This window comes from Bifidobacterium asteroides (assembly GCF_003202755.1).
Classification (GTDB): Bacteria; Actinomycetota; Actinomycetes; order Actinomycetales; family Bifidobacteriaceae; genus Bombiscardovia; species Bombiscardovia asteroides_F.
The window spans coordinates 18,020-38,955 of the sequence record NZ_QGLK01000005.1 but is presented as its reverse complement, the minus strand read 5'-3'; the positions used below and the strand labels follow the sequence as shown (position 1 = coordinate 38,955).

The 20,936-nt window shown below is 59.9% G+C and carries 16 protein-coding genes, 2 tRNA genes and 1 pseudogene; 12 read left to right on the top strand and 7 right to left on the bottom strand.

Annotation, left to right across the window (positions count from 1 at the left end):
- The first annotated feature begins 142 nt into the window (after positions 1-142).
- The 7 genes and pseudogenes from DKK74_RS06505 to DKK74_RS06480 all read left to right on the top strand — a co-directional run bounded on the left by DKK74_RS06505 (position 143) and on the right by DKK74_RS06480 (position 6,307).
- Positions 143-820 (top strand): serine dehydratase beta chain, encoded by a 678-nt coding sequence (locus DKK74_RS06505; RefSeq protein ID WP_110413349.1) that lies wholly within the window; start codon positions 143-145, stop codon positions 818-820.
- Between the two features lie 12 nt (positions 821-832).
- Positions 833-1,708: an L-serine ammonia-lyase, iron-sulfur-dependent, subunit alpha gene (gene sdaAA / locus DKK74_RS06500; RefSeq protein WP_110413348.1), complete on the top strand. Its 876-nt coding sequence runs from the start codon at positions 833-835 to the stop codon at positions 1,706-1,708.
- 171 nt (positions 1,709-1,879) lie between these two features.
- Positions 1,880-3,166, top strand: coding sequence for a serine--tRNA ligase (serS, locus tag DKK74_RS06495; protein WP_110413347.1), 1,287 nt, complete (start codon positions 1,880-1,882; stop codon positions 3,164-3,166).
- 93 nt (positions 3,167-3,259) lie between these two features.
- A tRNA-Ser gene (locus tag DKK74_RS06490) sits at positions 3,260-3,344 on the top strand.
- Between the two features lie 190 nt (positions 3,345-3,534).
- Complete coding sequence (locus tag DKK74_RS06485; RefSeq protein WP_046323277.1) at positions 3,535-4,032, top strand: hypothetical protein; 498 nt, start codon at positions 3,535-3,537, stop codon at positions 4,030-4,032.
- A 10-nt stretch (positions 4,033-4,042) separates the two neighbouring features.
- Positions 4,043-4,549 (top strand): annotated as a pseudogene (locus tag DKK74_RS08935) (YbaK/EbsC family protein); the annotation flags it as partial.
- Positions 4,550-4,747: 198 nt separating this feature from the next.
- Complete coding sequence (locus DKK74_RS06480; RefSeq protein WP_375537561.1) at positions 4,748-6,307, top strand: ClC family H(+)/Cl(-) exchange transporter; 1,560 nt, start codon at positions 4,748-4,750, stop codon at positions 6,305-6,307.
- 10 nt (positions 6,308-6,317) lie between these two features.
- Here the strand turns inward: DKK74_RS06480 and DKK74_RS06475 are convergent, their stop codons facing one another.
- Positions 6,318-6,929 carry a Type 1 glutamine amidotransferase-like domain-containing protein gene (locus DKK74_RS06475; RefSeq protein WP_110413345.1) on the bottom strand — a complete coding sequence of 204 codons (612 nt, stop codon included), beginning with the start codon at positions 6,927-6,929 and terminating at the stop codon, positions 6,318-6,320.
- A 172-nt stretch (positions 6,930-7,101) separates the two neighbouring features.
- On the opposite strand from DKK74_RS06475, the gene DKK74_RS06470 reads away from it, so the two are divergent.
- On the top strand, positions 7,102-7,821 hold the full coding sequence (locus tag DKK74_RS06470; RefSeq protein ID WP_110413344.1) for a hypothetical protein: 720 nt from the start codon (positions 7,102-7,104) through the stop codon (positions 7,819-7,821).
- An 8-nt stretch (positions 7,822-7,829) separates the two neighbouring features.
- Here the strand turns inward: DKK74_RS06470 and DKK74_RS06465 are convergent, their stop codons facing one another.
- Both DKK74_RS06465 and DKK74_RS06460 read right to left on the bottom strand, forming a co-directional pair.
- Complete coding sequence (locus tag DKK74_RS06465; RefSeq protein WP_046323273.1) at positions 7,830-8,531, bottom strand: LuxR C-terminal-related transcriptional regulator; 702 nt, start codon at positions 8,529-8,531, stop codon at positions 7,830-7,832.
- A 98-nt stretch (positions 8,532-8,629) separates the two neighbouring features.
- Positions 8,630-9,916 (bottom strand): ATP-binding protein, encoded by a 1,287-nt coding sequence (locus DKK74_RS06460; RefSeq protein ID WP_110413662.1) that lies wholly within the window; start codon positions 9,914-9,916, stop codon positions 8,630-8,632.
- Between the two features lie 140 nt (positions 9,917-10,056).
- Here DKK74_RS06460 and DKK74_RS06455 point away from each other — a divergent pair, with 140 nt between their 5' ends.
- On the top strand, positions 10,057-11,961 hold the full coding sequence (locus DKK74_RS06455) for a PspC domain-containing protein (protein ID WP_110413343.1): 1,905 nt from the start codon (positions 10,057-10,059) through the stop codon (positions 11,959-11,961).
- Between the two features lie 355 nt (positions 11,962-12,316).
- Here DKK74_RS06455 and DKK74_RS06450 read toward each other — a convergent pair whose 3' ends face one another.
- The 4 genes from DKK74_RS06450 to DKK74_RS06435 form a co-directional block, all read right to left on the bottom strand.
- Positions 12,317-13,873 carry an alpha/beta hydrolase family protein gene (locus DKK74_RS06450; protein WP_110413342.1) on the bottom strand — a complete coding sequence of 519 codons (1,557 nt, stop codon included), beginning with the start codon at positions 13,871-13,873 and terminating at the stop codon, positions 12,317-12,319.
- Positions 13,874-13,938: 65 nt separating this feature from the next.
- Positions 13,939-14,574 carry a DUF4125 family protein gene (locus DKK74_RS06445; RefSeq protein WP_110413341.1) on the bottom strand — a complete coding sequence of 212 codons (636 nt, stop codon included), beginning with the start codon at positions 14,572-14,574 and terminating at the stop codon, positions 13,939-13,941.
- A gap of 12 nt (positions 14,575-14,586) precedes the next feature.
- On the bottom strand, positions 14,587-16,566 hold the full coding sequence (locus tag DKK74_RS06440) for a DUF4037 domain-containing protein (RefSeq protein WP_258334502.1): 1,980 nt from the start codon (positions 16,564-16,566) through the stop codon (positions 14,587-14,589).
- Between the two features lie 489 nt (positions 16,567-17,055).
- Positions 17,056-17,129: transfer RNA gene (locus DKK74_RS06435), tRNA-Pro, on the bottom strand.
- Positions 17,130-17,256: 127 nt separating this feature from the next.
- Between DKK74_RS06435 and lysS the strand changes: the two genes are divergently transcribed.
- From lysS to menA (DKK74_RS06420), 3 genes are all read left to right on the top strand, one after another.
- On the top strand, positions 17,257-18,885 hold the full coding sequence (gene lysS, locus DKK74_RS06430; RefSeq protein WP_110413339.1) for a lysine--tRNA ligase: 1,629 nt from the start codon (positions 17,257-17,259) through the stop codon (positions 18,883-18,885).
- Between the two features lie 24 nt (positions 18,886-18,909).
- The gene (gene menA / locus DKK74_RS06425; protein WP_110413338.1) at positions 18,910-19,890 is read left to right on the top strand and encodes a 1,4-dihydroxy-2-naphthoate octaprenyltransferase; all 981 of its coding nucleotides are present in this window, start codon (positions 18,910-18,912) and stop codon (positions 19,888-19,890) included.
- Between the two features lie 66 nt (positions 19,891-19,956).
- Positions 19,957-20,904 (top strand): 1,4-dihydroxy-2-naphthoate octaprenyltransferase, encoded by a 948-nt coding sequence (menA, locus tag DKK74_RS06420; RefSeq protein ID WP_110413337.1) that lies wholly within the window; start codon positions 19,957-19,959, stop codon positions 20,902-20,904.
- Positions 20,905-20,936 lie beyond the last annotated feature (32 nt).

Sequence of the window (20,936 nt, the reverse complement as noted above, 5' to 3'; positions counted from 1 at the left end):
TGACAGTATGAGCTGATTGAGTAGTGAGAACCGTAAAGTTAAGATGGCACTCGGTCCATGTGGTCCCTTCGGTCTGGAGTTGCAACGGCTTCGCGCGCTGGAAGTCTGGGAAAGCCCGGGGGTATGGGAAGAGGAGGCGGGCATGGATAAATATAAGAGCGTGTTCGACATCATAGGTCCCATCATGATTGGACCCTCCAGCTCGCACACAGCCGGGGCAGTGGCCATTGGTCGGGTTGGCCACATCCTTGCCGGAGGTGTTCCGAGCCGTGCTGATGTTCATTATTATGATTCTTTCGCTCGCACGCACAGCGGCCACGGTACCGATTACGCCATCATCAGCGGCCTGCTGGGTTTTGCGCCGGATGACCCCCGGGTGCCTGATGCCATTGGCATCGCGCGCAGGCAGGGCATGGATCTGACCTTCCACGAGGAGGACGAACCAAGCCCCATCGACCACCCGAATACTGCTGTCCTGGACTTGCGGGGACCAGCCGGTCGGGTGATATACGCGGCTTGTTCCATCGGGGGCGGGACCATTGAAGTACGGCGTATCAACTTGGATGGCTGCCTGATCACTCCTCCTGGGCTTCTGCCCATCCTGCTGGTGGAATTGGATGAATCCGAAAAGGGTGCAGGTCGGCGATTGGAGCGCATACGCGATCTGCTTCGGGAAGAGGGCGTGACCAAGCAGACCAGGTATGAGCCTGAGGGTCCGGCCGGCACGGCGGTGTACGAGTTCGATTTGGACAATCCGCTGTCCGCGCAGCGGCAGAAGCAGATCGCGGGTCACTCGTCCCGGATGATGTATATCGACTAGGAGGCATGACGCATGTTCACTTCGATCGCTGAACTCGTGAGTATGGCCGAAGAGCGCGGATCGTCGATATCTGAAGTGGCCATCGACGAGGAGGTGCGACGTTCGCACCAGACCCGTGAGCAGATCTGGGCAAGAATGGCCAGGAATCTGCAGGTCATGCAGGCTGCTGTTGCCAGGGGGTCCCAGGGCGATGGCGTGTTTTCCAAGACTGGGCTGAGTGGTGGCCAGGCGGCTCTGCTGGAGCATTATCGGAAGACGCGAACCAGCCTGAGCGGCGATGCCATGCTGCAGGCCGTTGAGGCCGCCATGGCTACCAATGAGGTCAACGCGGCCATGGGCATCATTTGTGCGACTCCTACCGCCGGTTCTTCGGGCACTCTGCCCGGAGTGCTCACAGTGCTCAGGAATCGAATGGGGCTGGATGACGATGGGCTGATTCGCTGCCTGTTCACGGCAGGGGCTTTCGGACTGGTTACGGCCAATAAGGCGATGATCTCCGGAGCTACAGGCGGCTGTCAGGCCGAGGTGGGCAGCGCATCCGGCATGGCTGCCGCTGCAGCGGTTGAGGGTGCTGGAGGCGATCCTGATGCCTGCGCCCAGGCCTTCGCCATAGCCATGAGCAATCTGCTGGGCCTTGTCTGCGATCCCGTGGCCGGCCTGGTGGAGGTGCCTTGCGTAAACCGCAACGCCATCGGCACTGCCAACGCTTTGATTGCTGCTGATATTGCCTTATCGGGTGGCGTCAGCAGAATCCCGCCCGATGAGGTCATCGCAGCCATGAAGTCCATCGGCGAGAGCATGCCATCGTCACTTAGGGAGACCGGCATTGGCGGGCTTGCGGGTACTCCCACCGGCAAACGGTTCCGCAAGACCGTATTCGGCAAGTGATGCGGGGCAGATGTATATAAAAGACGGATGGTTCCCGTCCGCCTTCCTGCCTCGGCTGCTCTTCCTGGCTGGTCGGCGGCCGGTCGGGCCGGTTGCGACAGAGGCCATAAGGCTTGGGAAGAGTTGTGCGGGGCCGGTTTTCGTGTCCCCCGAAAGTCATAGAATTCAGATATGTTAGATATCAGGTTCATTCAGGAACATCCGGATGTTGTCCGTGAATCACAGCGCAAACGCGGCGAATCGGTCGAACTCGTCGACGAAGTGCTGAAGGCGGACAGCGAGCGCAGGGCGGCGCTCCAGGATTACGAAAGCCGCAGGGCCGAGCAGAAGTCGCTCGGCAAGCGCATGGGTTCGGCCTCTCCTGATGAGAAAGCCGACCTTCTGGCCCAGACCAAGAGTCTGTCGGACAAGGTGAACGCCTGCAAGGCAGCCTCTGACGAGGCCAACGCCAGATACACCGATCTGATGTGGAAGTTCAGCAACGTAGTGGAGCCTGAGGCGCCCGAGGGCGGCGAGGATGATTACGTGGTGGTCAAGAAGGTCGGTACTCCGCGCGACTTCGCCAAGGAGGGTTTCGAGCCTAAGAACCACCTGGACCTGGGCGTTGGCGTGGCTGGTATCGACATGCGCAGGGGCGTCAAGGTCTCCGGATCCAGATTCTACTTCCTGCGCGGTGATGTGGCCCGGCTGGAGATTGCCATGCTGACCATGGCTGTGGACCAGGCCATGGAGCATGGGTTCATTCCTACGATCACACCCACTTTGGTCCGGCCCGAGGTCATGGCCGGCACCGGCTTCCTGAACGCCCATGCCGACGAGATCTATCGTCTGCGTGAGCCTGACGATCAGTATCTGGTGGGCACCTCCGAGGTCTCCCTGGCTGGTATGCACGAGGACGAGATTCTGGATTTGAGCAAGGGTCCGCTGCGTTACTGCGGTTGGTCCAGCTGCTACCGGCGAGAGGCTGGTTCTGCCGGCAAAGACACCATGGGCATCATCCGCGTCCACCAGTTTGACAAGGTGGAGATGTTCGTCTACTGCAAGCAGGAGGACTCCCGCGACCAGCACCAGCAGCTGTTGGCTATGGAGCAGGAGATGCTGGCCAAGGTGGACGTGCCCTACCGGATCATCGACACAGCCGCAGGAGACCTGGGATCCTCGGCTGCGCGCAAGTTCGATTGCGAGGCCTGGGTGCCCACCCAGGGTCGCTACCGCGAGTTGACGTCAACTTCCAACTGCACCGAGTACCAGGCCCGCCGCCTCAATGAGCGCGAGCGGCTGGAGGACGGCTCCACGCGTCCTGTCAGCACCCTGAACGGGACCTTGGCCACTACCCGTTGGCTGGTCGCCATCCTGGAGAACCACCAGAATGCCGATGGCTCCATTGTCATCCCCGAGGCCATGCGCTCTTACGTGGGTGGAAAAGAAGTCATCGAGCCCCAGACCTGGGAGGCCTGAGCCGCCACTATTGGAAGCGACCGACATTCCGTTGCTGGTTAGACCAACCTTGATGTCGTATGATGAGTGACGTGCCTGATTGGCACGTCTTTTGGACAGGTGTCTGAGCGGCCGAAAGAGACGGTCTTGAAAACCGTTGTGGCGCAAGCCACCGCGGGTTCGAATCCCGCCCTGTCCGCCTGGTTGACGCCCCGGATCTATCTCCGGGGCATTCTTGTATTCGCTGAATCCAATGTTCCCAGTACTGAGGTCAGCGGTTGAGACAGCGGTTTGGGCTGGAACTTGGTGTCTACAATGATGGATGGTAGCCATGCTTAATCACGAGAGCCGACCCTTGGGCGCCGACTCTGCAAGGGAAAGGTCGGGTCGTGGATCAATTCATCGCCATTGTCTCTCTGATCGGGGATTGGCTGCTTTTCACATTCCCGCTCTTCCAGGGGCTGATGGAGCTGCAGGAATATCAGGAGCTTCTGGACGACTTTGATCAGCTCAGCAAGAATTGGGATGAGGTCTCGCCCTGGTGGTGGCTGGTGCCCATCGTCAAGATTCAACTGGAGCGCAAACGCGGGCACGAAATTCTCCGTCAGGCTACCAGGACCAGATCAGAACGTCGACGGGCGCTAAGCTTCCTCGATCAGGCAACGGCCTGGTACTTCGTGTCGGTCGCAGGCTGGCTGAAGATGGTTTCCTCCTCTTATGAATTGCTTGAAACATACGAAGCCAAAGAGAACATATGGCTGTTGGTTCTTCTGATCGTTCTGCTGACCTCCGGTGGTCTCTTCAACGCCTACTATCGCATAGACAGGAAGCGTATAGGCCAGAAGGAGGAGGAACTGAAGCCCGACTCTGAGGTGGCCAACGATTGACGAGGCACCCATGAGACCAGGCAATGGCAGCGCTGATCCTGCAGCCAGAGTAGGCCTTGATGCCCAGGTCGGTATGGATAAGAGGTCATCAGACTCGGGGGACAGGATGGTTTCCCTGCCGGTGCGAGAGCTTCTGGATAGTTTGAGAACAAATTGGCGTGTCGTTCAACACCCGCCCTTGGATACCATCGACCAAGGCATGGAGCTGGGCATTGCTGACCTGCTGGGGCTCTCTGTGGAAAACCTCTCCAAGTTCCTGTTGCTGGAGGATGCTGGAGGTCTGCTGATACTCCTGGTGGCCAGGGGCATAAGGCGACCGGATTTGCGCCAGGTGCGAGCAGTGGTCGGTTGCCGGAGGCTGCACATGGCCTCAGCTTCCACCCTGAGCGAGTGCCTGGGTACGGTGCCAGGTAGGGTCTCGCTGCTGGATCTGGTGGGTCATCGTGGCCAGGTGGACACCGTTGTCTTGGACGGTAATCTGACGGCAACTGACGAACAGACAGCACTGCCGTTAGGCTCTGACGACGTGTCTGTCTGCTTGCTCGAAAGCTGGCATCCCAGGTGTTCATACTGCCAGAAAGTTGAGGCTGTCGGCCCAGTCATTGCTCCTGGTCTCTGCCCTGGGAGAAGCTGGAAACCGTTGTGCGCGAAGGAGGGAAGGAGCAGGCCGGTGAGGCTGAATCTGTCTTGGAGGAAAGGGCCGTCGGCGGATGAGATGGATCAGGACCATCGTTCCGACCCGGTCCAGGCGACCAGGCCCGGTCGAGCCAGCCGGTGGCTGGTAGCGTTCAGGGCCGCCTGTTGCGGACTGCTGGTGGGAGTACTGGTGGTGCTCTACCGGCAAGGCATCGGCTATGGCACCCGGTTCGCTCGATGGGCCTACGGGCAGATGCGTGATCAGCCTCTGATGATCCTTCCTTGGCTGCTGGCCGCCCTGCTGGTCGGGCTGGCCCTGGCCTGGATGGTCGGCCGGGTTCCCATGGCCTCCGGCTCCGGCATTCCACAAGTGGAGGGAGTGGTCATCCACGGCATGCGCATGCCTGCTCTGCCCGTGCTTGGCGTACGATTCCTGGGCGGCCTGGCCTGCGGCATGTTTGGCCTGTCTCTGGGGCGCGAGGGACCCTCGGTGCAGATTGGCGCGGCCGGTTCCCAACTGGTTTCCCGTGGGTTGCGCCGAGACCGTGTGGAGGAGACCTGCCTGGTGACCTCCGGTGCGGCGGCCGGTCTGTCTGCAGCATTCAATGCGCCGCTTTCGGGGATGGTCTTCGCTCTGGAGGAGATCCACAGGTCTTTTTCTCCCATGATTCTTCTTTCGGCGGCCATGGCCTGCCTGAGTGCTGATTTCATCGCCAAGAACCGCTTCGGCCTGCGTCCGGTCCTGGACTTCACTGCTATGCCACAGCTGACCATCGGCCAGTATCTGCTGATGATTCCCCTTGGGCTGGTGGCAGGTCTGGTGGGAGCTGCCATGAACCGCCTGCTTCTGGGTGCTCAGAGTCTTTACAGTCACCTGCCCTCAAAGCTGGGACCGGTGATCTCCCTCTTCCTGGCTCTGCCGGTCGGATTGCTGCTGCCTGCCGTCCTGGGTGGCGGCGAGGACCTGATCGGCAAGGCGGAGTCTGTTCATGAGCTGGCCTGGTCGGTGGCCATCAACCTGCTGGTCCTGCTTCTGGTCAAGATGCTCTTCACGGCCAGTTCCTTCGGCAGCGGCGCCCCCGGCGGCATCTTTATGCCCATCCTGGCAGTCGGGACGCTGACTGGGTCCCTGTGCGGTATGGGTGCAGCCGCCCTCGGAATGCCCGTCCGGATCATTCCGGTATGCGCGGTCTGCGCCATGGCAGGCACCCTGACGGCCTCGGTCAAGGCTCCCATAACATCCATCCTGCTGACGGTGGAGATGTCTGGATCCCTGGTTCATATGCTTCCCGTGGCTTTATGCGCCTTCACGGCCCTGATGGTGTCCGATTTGCTGCGTGTTGAACCCATTTACGAGGCTCTGCTGGAGCGTTATCGACGCGGACGTGCTCCCGATGCCCAGGCTCCTGACAGGGTCACTGTGGAGTTTCCCATAGAGCATGGCAGTCCAGCGGCTGGTCGTTTGCTGGGACAGGTTCCCTGGCCGCACGGATGCGCCGTAATCGGTCTTCGCCGGGGCGAGCATAGGCTAATTCCCGCTGGTGATCTTCGGCTGCTCGCTGGGGATGGTGTCATCCTGCTCTGTCCGGGTGATCGTCTGGATCAGGCCCGCCAGGTCATGGAAGGTCTCTGTCGCTGACTGGCATTCTCTAAAGAATGGTCAGGCACTGCCCGCGAACCGCCACGGCTTGGGTGTTGCTGATGGCCACCATGGGCTCATCGTCGCCGTAGCGGTCCAGAATTTTTCTGGTCACCTCGGCGAAGGGCTCGGAATCAAGATGGGGCAGGAGGCGGAAGTCCACCAGGCCCAGCCCTGCGGTGGAGTCCAGATCCGGGGCGGCTGAGCGCGGATCCATGGCATCCAGGAAGCCGGTATCGGGACCGGTCACCACTGCGCCGGCCGATTCGCCGATATAGGGTTTGCCTTTATCCACCTGTTGTCTGATCAGATCAGCAGCTCCTGAGCGACGCAGCTCCTGCAGCAGGAAGAAGGTGTTGCCGCCGGACAGATAGATCAGGTCGTCCTTCTCCAGACTGCGACGCATGGTCTCCGGATCGGCGGTCGAGACTTCCAAGTCGTCGATTCGGCAGCCCATGTCGTTGAAAGCCTGGCGAGCTTCCTGGACATAACTATCTGAACGTTGTGGAAGGTTGGCCGTGGGGATGAAGGCCACCGTATGATTTTCGGGCGAGCCTTCGAGGAAAGCGGGCAGCCTGTCAGCGGTAGCGGAGAATGAGGATGTGAGCAGCAGCCGACGCATAACGGCTCCTTTCGTGCCCGGCGGGACTTCCGCCCTGGGCAGGTCGCAAAACGTAAGATTCGACCATTGCTGGCTTCAATATATCCATTCGGTGGCCTTCACCTAGTGATTGACCACGTGCCTTCTGGATTCTGCCGCAGGTTCTGTAGGTCCAGATGTTTATTCTGGGGGCATGGCAAGGCAGCATCGGGAGTTCCAGCAGGAATTAAGCCAAGGCGTATCGGGCAACCTGGCAGGTGAGGATATATTCAGCGATGACCGCCCCGACCCAGCAGCCCCAGGTGGCAGCATCCTCTTCGCTCTACCTGGGACCCTGGTGGACTGGGACCCGCGCCGAGCCTTGGTCGGGCATTATCCTGACGGGGTGATCGATATGGTTCTGGACCCGGAGGACCAATGGGGCTTCGCTTGTGTCAGAAGACAGATCAATCTGGGTGTGGATCCACAGCAGGCATTGGCCGATTATGAAACCACTCACGGACCTGCGGTCGCTTGGGTGGTTCGCGTCTGTCTGGAAAACTACACCTTGGCGGTTAAGGGCCTGCTCCCTGGAGCATCGGATCTGCTGGGGTATCTGCGGCGAGCTGGCCTGACCCTTTGGGGCCTGGCGGCAACGACCAGTCAGCTGACCAAAGCGGTGTCAGAGGCCCTCTCGCCCCTCTCTGCTCTGAAAGGTGTTTTGATTTCATCCGAGGAGCATCTGGATCTTTCCGATCCGCTCTTCTATCGTCTGGCTCTGCGTCGTTTCGCCATCAGCCCCGGGCATACGATTTTCGTCGATGTGGATCCTGAGCATGTGGCTATGGCAGACAGACTGGGTATGAAGGGGATTGTTGCCCGTGACATCAGCAGTCTGCGTCAGCTCCTTCGCCAGCGGGGCATTGACTGCTGAGCGGACGTTCAGACGATGCGGCGGTCTGCGGCCCAGCGGGTCAGTTCGGTTCGGTTGGAAAGCTGAAGCTTGCGCAGGACGTTGGATACGTGGGTCTCAACCGTCTTGATGGAGATGAAAAGCTCGGAGGCCACCTCGCGGTAGGTGTAGCCCCGGGCGATCAGGCGCATGACCTCCTGCTCGCGCGCGGAGAGTCGATCCAGTTCGTCGTCTTCGACCCGACCGGCATCTGCGGCCTCGTCCTCCTGGAAGGCGGAAAGCACGAATCCTGCCAGCTTGGGGGAGAAGACTGCATACCCCTCGTGAACTTGGCGGATTGAGGAGACCAGATCCTTGGCGGAGATGGTCTTGGTCACGTAGCCACGGGCTCCGGCGCGGATGACCGAACCCACGTCCCTGGGCGAGTCGGATACGGAAAGAGCCAGAAAGACCGACCGGGGGGAGAGTGGATGGGAACGGCTCAGAATTTCGGCGCCTCCGCCGCCCTGGCCGCCAGGCACGTGAACATCCAGCAGAACCACATCGGGACGGGTCTGCTCGACCATGAGAATCGAGGACTCCACGTCTGCCGCCTGGCCCACGACGTGGAAATGTGGCTGCAGGGTGGTGATGACGCCGGTACGGAACATCTCATGGTCGTCGACGACGGCTACGCGGATGCTTGCGGGCCCATCCTCGGCTTGATGGGGCTCTGCTGCAGTCGTGGTCATGGGCGTGGTTCAGCCCGCCTTTCCCGACGCGGGTCCTCAAGTGTTGGTGGAATCGGACCGGCATGCGTCTATGAATGAATGGTTCACCACGTATCCTATCATTGCTGTGCCTCAGTCCCTTTTTCAGCCTGATCAACCTCGCCCTCCTGATGCTGGCTGGCCTCGGACAGCGGCATGTGCATCCTGACCTCGGTGCCCCAACCCGGGCGGGAGACGATTTCGACCCTGCCGCCACGCCGACGAATCCTACCTATGATGGACTCTCGGATTCCGAGACGGTCAGCTGGAACCGCATCCATATCAAAGCCCGAGCCGTGGTCACGCACGTAGACTTCAACCTGATTCCTGCGGGCCTCGCAATATACGGATATGGGTTCGCCACCGTGGGTGACCGCATTGACCAGGGCCTGCTGGGCCGCGTTGAGCAGGGCATCAGTCTGCGCGCAGGGCATGGCATCGCCCACGGTGACCACCTCGATCGGCTTGCCTGAATCATCCTCCACCTGTGCGGCTATCTGGCTCAGCCCAGTGCTGACGGACCGGTCTGAGGGAGTGCGTTCCTGATAGAGCCAGTTGCGCAGATCGCGCTCCTGGGATCGGGCCAGGGTGAAGACGGTATGCGGGTCATCGGCATGCAGCTGAATCAGAGCCAGGGTCTGCAGGACGCCATCGTGCAGATGGGCTGCCATATCGGCCCGTTCCTCCTCGCGTTCCTTCATGGCTCGTTCATCGCCCAGCTGGCTAATAATTGAGCCGACCCAGGGTACAACCACTGCTGTCACGCCCACAAGCAGCAGTCCGGCCAGGACTATCAGGGTCAGGGCCCAATGCAATTCCTGTGTGGAGAGCAGGAAGATTATCGCAGCAGACAGAATCAGGACCAGGCTGCCGATCAGGGCCGGCAGGTGGTAGCCGGTTCCTTGGTTTTCCGGCCTCAGCCAGGCCAGAACCAGTCCGGCGCAGAAAAGCAGACAGGGGACGACAAAGGCGGGACGCATACCACTGTTGAGCAGAAAAACCGTGGTCAGCAGGAGGATGATGCCCAGGCCTGCCAGCAGTCTGGTTATCCGCCCGGGGGTGATGTTGTGGTCCTCCTTTTGACCCGATTGCCCAGTAAGAATGCTGGGTGCCAGCGGAGCCGACCGCGGGTCATTCGGTTGGACCGCCTGGGTGGGATCGCCCTGGGGCAGTATCAACCAAAGGAAGCAGTAGACCACGCAGGTGATCATTTTGGGGGCCAGGAGCACCATGACCAGGCGTATCCAGAAGACGGGAATACCCAGGTGCAAACTGATGCCCTTGCAGACTCCGCACAGGATCCTGCCCTTGCGCGGCCTCATCAGGGGCATGCGCGCAGGGTGCAGAGGAGGTGGTTCCTTCAGCATTCGCTGTTCCTGCATGGGTGCGTTCATGCTTCCATTATCGTTTTCGGATGGTGCCGATAAGGCGATAAACGGAAGAAATCAGGGTCGAATCAGGGTGTTCCCCCATAAGATTTGCGCTCGCTGGGTGTTGTAATGAAGACATGAGTAGCGACATGAACGGCAATGGCCCTGATAACGGCTGGCGGTGGAAGTCCGACAAGTTCTTCCGCGCCTGCAGGGAGTCCTATCTGATCCGCGACCAGGGATGGATCGGCGGCGTCTGCGTAGCCTTGGCCCGTCGGCTGGGCTGGAGCGTAACCCTGGTCAGAGCTCTGATGATTTTGGCGGTCTTTCTCTTCGGCACTGGTGCCGCCTTCTATGGTTTTGCCTGGTTCGTCTTGCCGGATCAGCGTGGGGTCATTATTGCCCAGGAGCTGATTCACGGGATTTGGCATGCTTCCATGGTGGGTATCATCATTTACTGGCTGCTGGCCATCCTGATTCCTGGAGTCGGAATCGTTTCCCTGGCTTTGGGTGCGTTGATTTTGTATCTCCTTATCCGGTGGAGTCGCAATAAGGCCCTGGAGTACCAGAGAGGGTACTGGGCTGGACCGGATGCCGGCAGGCCGGTTTCGGGCGATCCTTGGGTGATGGGACCGCAGTATTCGGAACGGCCGAGTGGTGCAGGTTCGCAGTGGTATTCGAATCAGCCTGAGTATCCGAGCTTTTCAGGGTATGAGGGATACCAGGATTACACAGGGACGCGAAGCAATGCACAGACAGCAAGTGATGCGAGTTCGGAAGAACGTAAGGATCAGCCAGAGCATTCCGATTCGTATGGAACTTCGGAGCAACAAGGGGGGGTAGCCTCTCCTGGACCCATCTCTGAGGCAGAGGATTCGGCAAACGCCGGCAGCGATTCGAATAATACGCAAGATGGGGGCAATCCCAGCGCTGGTGCAGCTCCCGGAGGTTGGACAGGGGCAGAAGGCCCTGCAGACCCTGCTGGGAACAAGAATCAGTCGTATGGATTCAGTGCCTGGCCGGGCTATGGCACAGCCGGGTCATTCTCGACAGGGCCGGGAATAGCCCGTCAGGGTCCGTCTGTTCCGCCCCGGCTGAGGCGTCGTCCCGCCGGACCTATGCTGGTCAGTCTTCTGTCGGGACTGATCCTGGTCTCCGGAGCAGGTGTCTGGTGGATGGCCACGAACCCCTATCGCGGATTGAATGCGACCTTGGCCTACGCTCTAATCTGGGCTGGAGGCGTCACGCTGACACTTGGCGTGGTCATACTGATCCTGGGCTTGATGGGCCGCAGGTCAGGAGGATTGACTCCCATTGCCTTGATGGCCTGCCTGGTTGTCCTGATTCTGGCTACCGGTTCGGCCATACCAGGCATTGAGCAAACCCAGAACCGCAGGATCTTGGCCGACTACGCCACAGTTCAAGTTAACGGCAGCAACTATGGGCGCTCGTTGGGGGCGAGCAGTGCGGACATGAGGCGTTATCGCCGTGGCACCGCGCTGGTCGGAGACCCACAGGATCAGGGAAGTGCCGTCATTGACCTGACTGGTTATGAGCGGGAACACGGCACCCATCGTGTTCAGATTATGGATGATGCGGTGAGCACAGTCTCAGGCTGCCCGACGGGCACCGTCCGCCTGGCTGTGGCCTATGCTGACGTTCGCCTGCTCATTCCTAAGGGATGCAGTTTGTCCTACAGGGAGCACGCCGACCTCTACAGGGTCTTGGGATCAGGCGCGGCTGACTGGATAACCGAGACGGAACAGGGAAACCGGATGTGGTGGGGCAATACGTCGTCAGCAGCTGAACGACGCAATTGGGAGGAAGCCCTGCGAGCATCCAAGGAGGATCAGTGGCATATGCCCGACGATCCCGAATTGATCGTCGAAGCCAATCTCATGGACGGTGCACGGGTCACCGTGCAAGCCCAGGGGAGTGCTACCCAGCCGAAGCGGGCGCAGCTCTACAGCGGCTCGATCAATGAATATTGGGATTATAGCTACAATCCATGGCAGTTTGGGGAGGATCAGGAAGATGACTGATATGCAGCAACCAGAAGGAGGCCAGCCCCAGCCGCTGGATCGTCAGGAGCGCACCACCAAGGTCATGCCGGTTGAATCGCAGGCACCTCCGATATATCAGGTTCGGATGCAGCCGCCGGAGCCGGTCCGTCCTAGCGGCCCCAGCCTGCCGACCATCATTTTTGGCGCCCTGGTTGGACTTTTGGCTCTGACCATGTTGGCTTTAGGATTGGTCTTTCTGCGTTACGGTACGGATCTGACCATAGTCATACCCTGGCAGCGGATTATTCCATTGATTTTTGCCGGCCTGGGCGTGGTGCTGATTGGCGCGTCTGTATTAGCCTGGCTGGCATCAGCAAGGCGCACCCGATCTGTCTTAAAAGACCAGGATATTCCAGAAGATCAGGCTGCCAAGGATGGCCAGAGACCCCAGCAGGGTCAGGGCCAGGGTCAACCAGTGGCCAGCCCCGACAACAGCTGGCTTGCCGTCAGATCGACTGAAGATAGAGGTCAGGGTGCTCGCCAAGAGCAGGATGAGTACCAGGCACAGGACGGACAACAGGGACCAGCATGATGCCATCATCGAGGACAGATGCATAAGGCCAAGCGCCTGGCGGACCACAGTAAAGGCATAGGCCAGCAGGGCAGCCATAAGTCCTGCGGCTAGCAGGCCTAGCGACCAGAGCCGTCCGGTCAGGCCTTTGCTGAAACCTGACTGTCGGTGGTCTTTGCCTCGAGCCCGCAGATGTGAGCTCAAGGCTCCAATCAAGGCAGATAGAAGGGCGACAGCCAGCAGAATGGGACCACTGGCCATCAGAGTCAACAGGGCGGTCAGCGAAGGTATCAACCCTATATTCGTGTGCTTGGGCACTTGATTGAGCTGATGGGGCTGGCTGCCGGCAATCATAGGCGTTGACCATTGATCGGCTTTGGTGCCCATAGCCACGGCGTTGATCCAGTCTTCCAGATTATGGGTATATCTGGGTTCAAGGGGCAACCCGGCCTTGGCCAGCCGGCTGCCGGTGCGGATCTGATGGTTGGTAGGGTAGTAGCGCAGGGTCACGTTGTCATTGCCGATCGCATGTGTTCTGCGGATGATCTCGCGCGCACCCTGCTCTACCGGCATGGAAACATCCATGGTGCCGAAGTTGATCATGACCGGCATCCGCAGCTGATCCAGATAGGGCAGAGAGGGGAAGTCGGCGTACTCCAGGCCCAGCAGGGACAGGTCCATGCCCATGAGACGCGGTATAACGTTGCGAATCCCCTTAGGCGTGCCAATCAAGTCCAAATAGCTGGTGGCCGCCATGGCCATCTGCCGTCGTCCCGGGTAGACGGGAGGTGAAGTCAGGATGGAGAAGGCGATGCTGGGGTCCTTGGCGGTCATGATGGACGATATCCAGGTGCCCTCGGACTCGGCGTACAAGCCCACCTTGTTTGGATCCACGCCCGGCCAGGATCGCAGACGGTCAAGGGAACGCCCGTAGTCGGCGGCCATGGCCTGATAGTCGCGGTGGAAGGTGGTGTAGGTGTCCAAACGCTTGTCGGGCACCAGTGTGGTGATGCCAGCTGAGGCCATGGCTGAAGCCAGGTCGCCAAATACTTCGGAGGATTTGCCTGTTCCGGCGCCATGGATGAACAGGCAGGCTGGTCCTGTGCCCTTGCGGTCACTCGGCTCTCTGACAATGGCCTGGATGCGAACTCCGCCAGCCAAAGTGATGCTGATTTTCTGCTCCCTGACTGGGTGGGTGCCCTCAGGAGTGGTGGGGCCCAGTTTTGAAGCGACGGCAGTAGACCGAGTCGAGACCTGCAGATGGTCGCGATAGGGTTCCACCTGCCAGTCCGGCGTCATGGCTTGGCCCAAAAGGAGCATGACAAGCAGAATGACGATAAAGAAGGCTGCGGTGGAACCCGCCCGTTTCAGCTTTTGCACCCGTCAACTCTACCCGACCGCGCGACTGGTTGCAGAGAAGAACCTCATGATTGTGGTTCAGGTGGTCAGTTCTGGGCCTGTTCGGCTTCGTCGAGGGTTTCAAAGCCGTTCATCTGCACCGTGGCCAGGATGGTTTCCTCGGTCAGGTTGCCGCCCCGGGCCTCGATCTGGTCCACCATGGATTGGTAGAGATCCAGCGTCCTGGCCGAATAGGTGCCCAGTTCGCCACGCAGATAGGTTTCGAAGGAGGTGGCCTCCGGAGTGTCTTCACTGGTGCGCAGGACTCGCATCTCCTGACCTAGACGGGGGTAGCGCTCGCGGAAGTCCTTGGCCCAGGCCACCTGTCTGTCGATGATGCGCTCCTGGCGCTCCTGGCGATCCAGACCCAGCCTGGGCAGGTAGGGGGCGATGCTGCTGTGGTACTGGTCCGGGGCTGTGGACTCCATCATCCGCCCGTACTTCTCGGTCAGCAGGTTGCGTCCCACCTTGTCGGCCTGATCCAGGTCGTCCGCATAGCTGGTCAGCAGGGGGTGTGGCCAGGTCAGAAACTGGCTCAGGCGCATCTGGTGGAACATGGGCCAGTTGCCCTGACAGTTGGCCGGACCACCCTCGTTGTTGACCTGCTGGAACTGCTCCCATTCGTGGCGGACGATCCGCTCGCGCAGGGATTCCTCATCCTGACATTGCTCGTCGTTAGCCATCCTTGGCTCCTTTCAGATGCTGTGCAGAACCGGATCGTCGCTGGAAATGTGGGCCTCGACATAGGGGCGCTGCCATTCCAGGAAGGTTTCCGGGCTGTTGGTCAAGCCTTCCGCTTGCAGCTCTTCTACGATTCTTGCGCAGATGGATTCCACAAGCTTGGTAATGCGTTCGACAGCTGGCCGAGCTCCCTTGCCGCCTTCGCCAAAGCCTTGCCCCCCGTAGCAGGCAGCCGAAGCCAGGCGCAGGATGTCCTCCAGCTGCTCGGTCAGGTCAGCCAGCCTGGTAGCCATTCGTCCGCTCAGTCGGCGAAGGGCCGCGAATGTCCACTTGTAATAGGGCAAATAACCGACTGTCAGTGGATTGTTGATCAGGAAGATCAGTGAGGCGCAGGCTTTGACGAATTCGTTAATCGACAGCATAGCTGCGGCCCCATCGCCCCGATGCAGACTCCGCGGCAGGTTGTACTGGCCCGCCTGGGCGATCATGCCCAGCCGGCGGGAGATCAGACAGAGGCGCACATCGTCGGGCATGGCCTTGAACCCCTGCCGGGTGGCCAGCATCTGTCCCAGAGGATCCGCGAAAATCTTGCCATTAGTGGCTGCCGCCAGCGTGGCCTCGTCAAGGAGCAGCCACTCGTGGGGGTGATCTTCCGGGGGCGCCTGCCGGTAGCCGGTCAGAGATTCGAAGAAGGCGCCGATCTCGAAGACGCCCACGCGGCGGTTGGCTCCCTTTGCCCTGACGCTGTCGGTCCGCGAACCGAATCCCATGAACTCAGTAGGTAAGGCCTCATAGTCCTTCTGCAGCTGGTCGCCGATGGTCTGGTAATCCTCGCTGGTCAACCACAGGCAGAAGCCGGGGCCGAAATCGTGATCCCGGGAGATGACATCGTCAAAGCCGTAGCAGTCCGATCCATGGCCCATCAGGCCCACGGCGATCCGGTTGCGATACTGGGGATAACGGTCCTCCAGCATGGGGCGGCCCACCTGTTCCCAATAAGCCCTGGCCAGGCTCAGCCCTTGAATATCCGAGCGGGAGTCATGTTGATCGTTGTCATCGTTCTGATTCCTGGTTGAGGTTTGGATTGAGCTGATCTTCGGCTGGTTGGGTGCTATTTCGTCAGTCTGATCGGGTTGGTCCTCGTCCGCGTTTTTCTCAGCAGCGGCTTGGGCCTGGTCCAGATTGGCCTTGGTGATCTGGTAGTAGTCGCTGCCTTTGCCGTACCGGTCCTCAATGATGGCTAGGGCCTTGCGGTAGGTGTCTGCCGACTGCCTGAAGCGGCCGGTCATATAGCAGACCTGGGCAAAGCCTGCAAGGGCCGAGGCATAGTGTGCACTGTTCTCCAGATGGCCGGTTCGATAGATGTCCAAGGCTGTGCGAGCCTGGTCCCAAGCTTCTTGCAGAGCCTGCGGATTGTCGTTGCGCTGCATGAGCAGGAGGGCCAGATTGGTGTGGGTGGAGGCCAGGTCCAGATCCCGGGAAGGATCGGTGCTGGAATTTTCCAGTATGTCCATGGCCTGGCGCAGCTCCTGCTCGGCCTGGTCGGGCCGGTCGGTTTCGCTGTAGAGCATGGACAGGTTGTTGTGCAGGGCCGCCAGCCGCCGGTCCTTGGGCCCAAGGGTCTTGGCTGCAGAAGCAAGCGCCTGACGGTAGAGGTCCTCAGCCTGGTCGTACTTTTTGGCTGCCCGCAGACCTGTGGCCGCATTGATCAGGGTGGTCGTCCAGGCCTCGGACCCTTCGATGCGCATTCGTGAGGCCAGCTCTATGGCCCGCTGAATCATCCACATATTTTCTTGGTGGCGACCCTGGGACCGGTAGAAGCCCATGGTTTCGTTGAGCACGGCCAGCAGTCCGGCATCGTCTCCTGCATTCTCCGCATCCACCAGCGCCTGCTGCAAGTATGGTTCGGCCTGATCGCGGGCCTTGCCGGCGTTGAAGATGGCATCCAGTCCGTCCAGGAAAGCTTGGGTGTCGAAGCTGCCGTCCGGTTGCATGTAGGACTGTTGAGGCTCTTTCTGCTTGCTGCCTGTGATCGGTATCTGGTCCTGGCTCATTTGGCTCCCTTGCTGTCAGGGTATCTGAAGGTACGGGTTCCTCGTGGAGCCCTAACGTCCTAGTTGCTACTATCACCAGTCTAGACTGATGGCTTTTGATGGATTTCAGTCGGGGATGTCACCTAGGTCACATCTAGTGTTATTGCCTTGAAAAGGACTACTTCTGAAGAACGTATTTACTTTATGTGCAACACGAGTTCGGATCGTTTCCAAACGCTATCGAAACCAGAATAATAAACGCAAAAACTAGCGCAGCCATCGATTATGTAATCGATGAAAACGGTCGGTTCAAATATAAACGCTGGACAATGCGGATAAGGATCGTCAACAATGTTTAGGAAACAAGCGCGGAGCTCTTGTTAACATATGCATTGGCATCTAACAGCTGCGAGAAACAGAAATTCCGGCCCATAGAGACCGGAATAATTGTCGGGGTAGGGGGATTTGAACCCCCGGCCTCTTCGTCCCGAACGAAGCGCGCTACCAAGCTGCGCTATACCCCGTGACAACGTTCTATATAGTACACGTACCGTCGGCCAAACGCCATCGACTGCGCGGCGCGGAGCCCCAACTGCTTGCCGCTCGGCGGTACAAGGGCCAAGTACCGGCTCATGCGTAAAATAGCGATTTATGAATGACTCATCGGAAGAAACCCCTCGTCTGACGACGGTCGAGCGCGCTCAGGCACTGCTCGAGCAGGATATGGCCATCACGGAGAAGATTGATCAGGGCGCCCAGTTGGATGACGCCATCGATCCCGGCAACCTGACGGACGGCGCTGAAGGCCATCCCGAACAGGTGCGCATGCGTGTGGCCAAGAGGGCGCTCATGCTCAAGGAGGGCATCGAACCCTACCCGGTCCATCTGGATGTGACTGACCGCATCGAGGATGTGCGCCGCAAGTATCAGGACCGCCTTGAGCCGGGTCAGGAGACCGAGGATGTAGTTGGCATCGCCGGCCGAGTCCTTTTCCTGCGCAACGGCGGCGGTCTTTGCTTCGTCCAGCTGGCGGCGGGCGACGGCACCCGCATCCAGGGCATGATCTCCAAGCGTGAGATAGGTGCTGATTCTCTGAAGCGATTCAAGCAGCTGGTCGACTTGGGCGACCACCTCTACCTGCGCGGCCGCGTGGTTGCCTCCAAGACCGGAGAGCTCTCCGTCTTCGCCACTGAGTGGAACATCGCGGCCAAGGCCCTGCAGCCACTGCCAGCCCTGCATAAGGAACTGAGTGAGGAGCAGCGCACCCGCAAGCCCTACCTGGCCATGATCGCCGATGAGGATGTGCGGGCCATGGTCCGCCGCCGTTCAAAGGCCGTCTCCTCGCTGAGGCGCACCTTCGAGGACCACGACTTCATGGAGGTCGAGACGCCCATGCTTCAGACCGTGCATGGCGGCGCTGCGGCCCGGCCGTTCACGACGCATATGAACGCCTTCGACATCGACCTTTACCTACGCATCGCCCCTGAGCTCTTCCTCAAGCGTTGCCTGGTGGGCGGCATTGAGCGGGTCTTCGAGATCAATCGCGACTTCCGCAATGAGGGCGTGGATGCCACCCATGCCCCGGAGTTCACCATGCTGGAGGCCTATCAGGCCTACGGCACCTATGACACCATCGGGGAACTGACCAAGGAACTGATCCAGAAGGCGGCCATGGCCACGGCTGGATCGTTGAAGGTGACCCTGCAGGATGGCAGCCAGTATGACTTCGGCGGTGATTGGCGCCAGATCAGCATGTATGAGTCGCTTTCCGAGTCCTTGGGCGAGGAGATCACCCCGCAAACCAGCGTGGACCATCTGCGGACCATCGCTGACAGGCTGGGTCTGGAGGAGGAGCCGGCCGAAAACCACGGCAAGCTGGTCGAACACCTCTGGGAGCACTTCTGGCAGGACAAGCTGTATGAGCCGACCTTTGTTCGTGATTTCCCGGTCGAGACCTCGCCCCTGGTCAAGGCCCACCGCACCAAGCCGGGCGTTGTTGAGAAGTGGGACCTCTACGTTCGCGGGTTCGAGCTGGCCACGGGCTACTCCGAGCTCAATGATCCGGTGGTCCAGCGGCAGCGGTTCGTCGAGCAGGCCAAGATGGCAAGCCGCGGCGATGTCGAGGCCATGGACATTGACGAGGACTTCCTGGAGGCCTTGGGTGTAGGCATGCCTCCGGCTGGTGGCATGGGCATGGGCATCGATCGTCTGTTGATCGCCCTTACCGGTGCATCCATCCGCGAGACCATCACCTTCCCCCTGGTCAAGCCGCTGGTCTGAAATGATAAGAGGGGAGGGACGGTCATGAATATCAGGCTGTGGATGGATGGCATGCGTCCCCGGACGCTGCCTGCCTCGGTGGCACCTGTCTGCGTGGGCGCTTCGGCTGCACTCTTGGAGCGGTCACGGCTCTTGGAACAGTGCACCAGTTCCTGCTCGCCCACGCCTGTCGACCCTGCCCTGAAAGCGGCCACACCGGGACGACTGGCCTTGATCGTGGTCTTGCTGGTCCTGCTTGCCCTGTCTATGCAGATCGCAGCCAACTTCGCCAATGACTATGCCGATGGTGTTCGCGGCACTGATTCCGGCCGTGGCGGCGAGGAGGCCACCTCCGGCAGACCCAGACGTCTTGTGGCTGCCGGAGTGCCGCCCAGGAAGGTGCTTTACGCCACCATGATCTCGGCGGCCTTCACCTGCTTGATGGGTCTGGCCGTCATGGCACTGACCGGTCACTGGTGGATGATCCTGGTCGGGGTCTGCTGCCTGATCGCTGGCTGGTGTTACGTGGGCGGCCCGCACCCATATGGCTACCACGGGCTGGGCGAGGTCAGCGTCTTCATCTTCTTCGGTCTGGTGGCCACCCTGGGTACCGAGTACTTCCTTATTAATAGGGTCGATGCCGCCGGCATCCTGGGTGCCTGCGCATGCGGGCTCAATGCCGTGGGCCTGCTCATGCTCAACAATTACCGTGACCTGGACGACGACCGCCTTGCCGGCAAGCACACATATGCAGTTCTTGTGGGGGCGCGCGCAGCGGCGATCTCCATTTACCTGGTCTACATCCTGAGCCTGATTCTGGGCCTGATTCAGTTCGTTCCTGCTGTCATGCGACATGGCCTGCCCGGTTTCCCTCTTGTGCTGATCCTCCTGCCAGTGGCCGTTGTCTTTCTGCTGATCTGTCGAGACTTTGCTCGTGGCCAGGTGCCCAAGGCTTTTGGCATGGCGGGTAAAGGCACCCTGGTCTCCGCCCTGTGTTGGTCGGCGGGCCTGCTCCTGCAGCTATGAAAATCTTGATACTCTCATAAGAGAGCAGTCCGACCTTCAAGCGATTTGGTGGATAATCAGGCAATTATGTTCATCACACTTCGGGAATACAAGGACGCGTTGCGACCCTCGGCATTGCTCTGCTCACCCACGCCGGTTCTGATTGGCACGGCGGTGGCTCTCAGGCAGCTGTTCAACCAAGGGCTGGGGCCAGATGTTCGTTTCTGGCTAATCGCTCTTTTATGCTGTCTGACGGCTGTGTTCATTCACAGCACCTGTAATCTTGCCAATGACTACTTTGACGGAATCAGGGGTACCGACGAGGGCCGGAGCAGCCTCTCCAGCGCCGGTGCCGACGGTTCGGTGCCTGATCTGCCCAGAAGAGGCGTGGCCGGTGGCGTGGAGCCTCGCAAGGTCCTGCTTTCCGCCTATCTCAATATATTTATGGCCTGCCTGTCCGGTCTGATCCTCTGCTGGGTTACTGGCCACTGGTGGATGATCCTAATCGGCATCTTCTGTCTGCTGGGAGCCTGGTTTTACACGGGAGGCAAACATCCTTATGGCTATAGAGCCATGGGTGAGCTGAGCATCATGATCTTCTTCGGCCTGGTGGGCGTGCTGGCCACCCAGTACCTGGAGACTGGCGGTATCGACCGTCACGGGTTTATCGGTGCCTTGGTCGGCGGTCTTATCTGCATTCCAGTTCTGGAGATCAACAACTATCGAGACATTGATGCAGACCCGCTGGCCGGCAAGTACACGCTGTCTTCATTCATCGGAGCCAAAGGCACACTGATTCTGATGGGGTCCTGCTATGCCCTGGCTGTGACCCTGGGTGCGGTCGAGTCATGGTCCCTGTCTGACGGCTCCTTTGCGGACGTCTGGCCGCGCCTGCTCTGCCTGTTGCCTGTCGTGGCGCTGGCCATTGCCACTACTGTGGCCAGCTGTCGGAATCGCTTCAGCAGGGCATTCGCGCTCTCGGGCTATACGGATCTGCTGACAGGGTTCTGCTGGCTGGGTGTCTGCCTGCTTTAAGAGACTGTTCTATAGGGGGAGCTGTAGGTCCG

Coding starts and splice junctions, on each gene's coding strand:
- serS (WP_110413347.1), top strand. CDS start 1,880: ATGTTAGATATCAGGTTCATTCAGGAACATCCGGATGTTGTCCGTGAA.
- DKK74_RS06480 (WP_375537561.1), top strand. CDS start 4,748: ATGGATCAGGACCATCGTTCCGACCCGGTCCAGGCGACCAGGCCCGGT.
- menA (WP_110413338.1), top strand. CDS start 18,910: ATGAATATCAGGCTGTGGATGGATGGCATGCGTCCCCGGACGCTGCCT.
- DKK74_RS06475 (WP_110413345.1), bottom strand. CDS start 6,929: ATGCGTCGGCTGCTGCTCACATCCTCATTCTCCGCTACCGCTGACAGG.
- DKK74_RS06465 (WP_046323273.1), bottom strand. CDS start 8,531: ATGACCACGACTGCAGCAGAGCCCCATCAAGCCGAGGATGGGCCCGCA.
- sdaAA (WP_110413348.1), top strand. CDS start 833: ATGTTCACTTCGATCGCTGAACTCGTGAGTATGGCCGAAGAGCGCGGA.
- lysS (WP_110413339.1), top strand. CDS start 17,257: ATGAATGACTCATCGGAAGAAACCCCTCGTCTGACGACGGTCGAGCGC.
- DKK74_RS06460 (WP_110413662.1), bottom strand. CDS start 9,916: ATGCTGAAGGAACCACCTCCTCTGCACCCTGCGCGCATGCCCCTGATG.
- DKK74_RS06505 (WP_110413349.1), top strand. CDS start 143: ATGGATAAATATAAGAGCGTGTTCGACATCATAGGTCCCATCATGATT.
- DKK74_RS06445 (WP_110413341.1), bottom strand. CDS start 14,574: ATGGCTAACGACGAGCAATGTCAGGATGAGGAATCCCTGCGCGAGCGG.
- DKK74_RS06440 (WP_258334502.1), bottom strand. CDS start 16,566: ATGCAACCGGACGGCAGCTTCGACACCCAAGCTTTCCTGGACGGACTG.
- menA (WP_110413337.1), top strand. CDS start 19,957: ATGTTCATCACACTTCGGGAATACAAGGACGCGTTGCGACCCTCGGCA.
- DKK74_RS06470 (WP_110413344.1), top strand. CDS start 7,102: ATGGCAAGGCAGCATCGGGAGTTCCAGCAGGAATTAAGCCAAGGCGTA.
- DKK74_RS06455 (WP_110413343.1), top strand. CDS start 10,057: ATGAGTAGCGACATGAACGGCAATGGCCCTGATAACGGCTGGCGGTGG.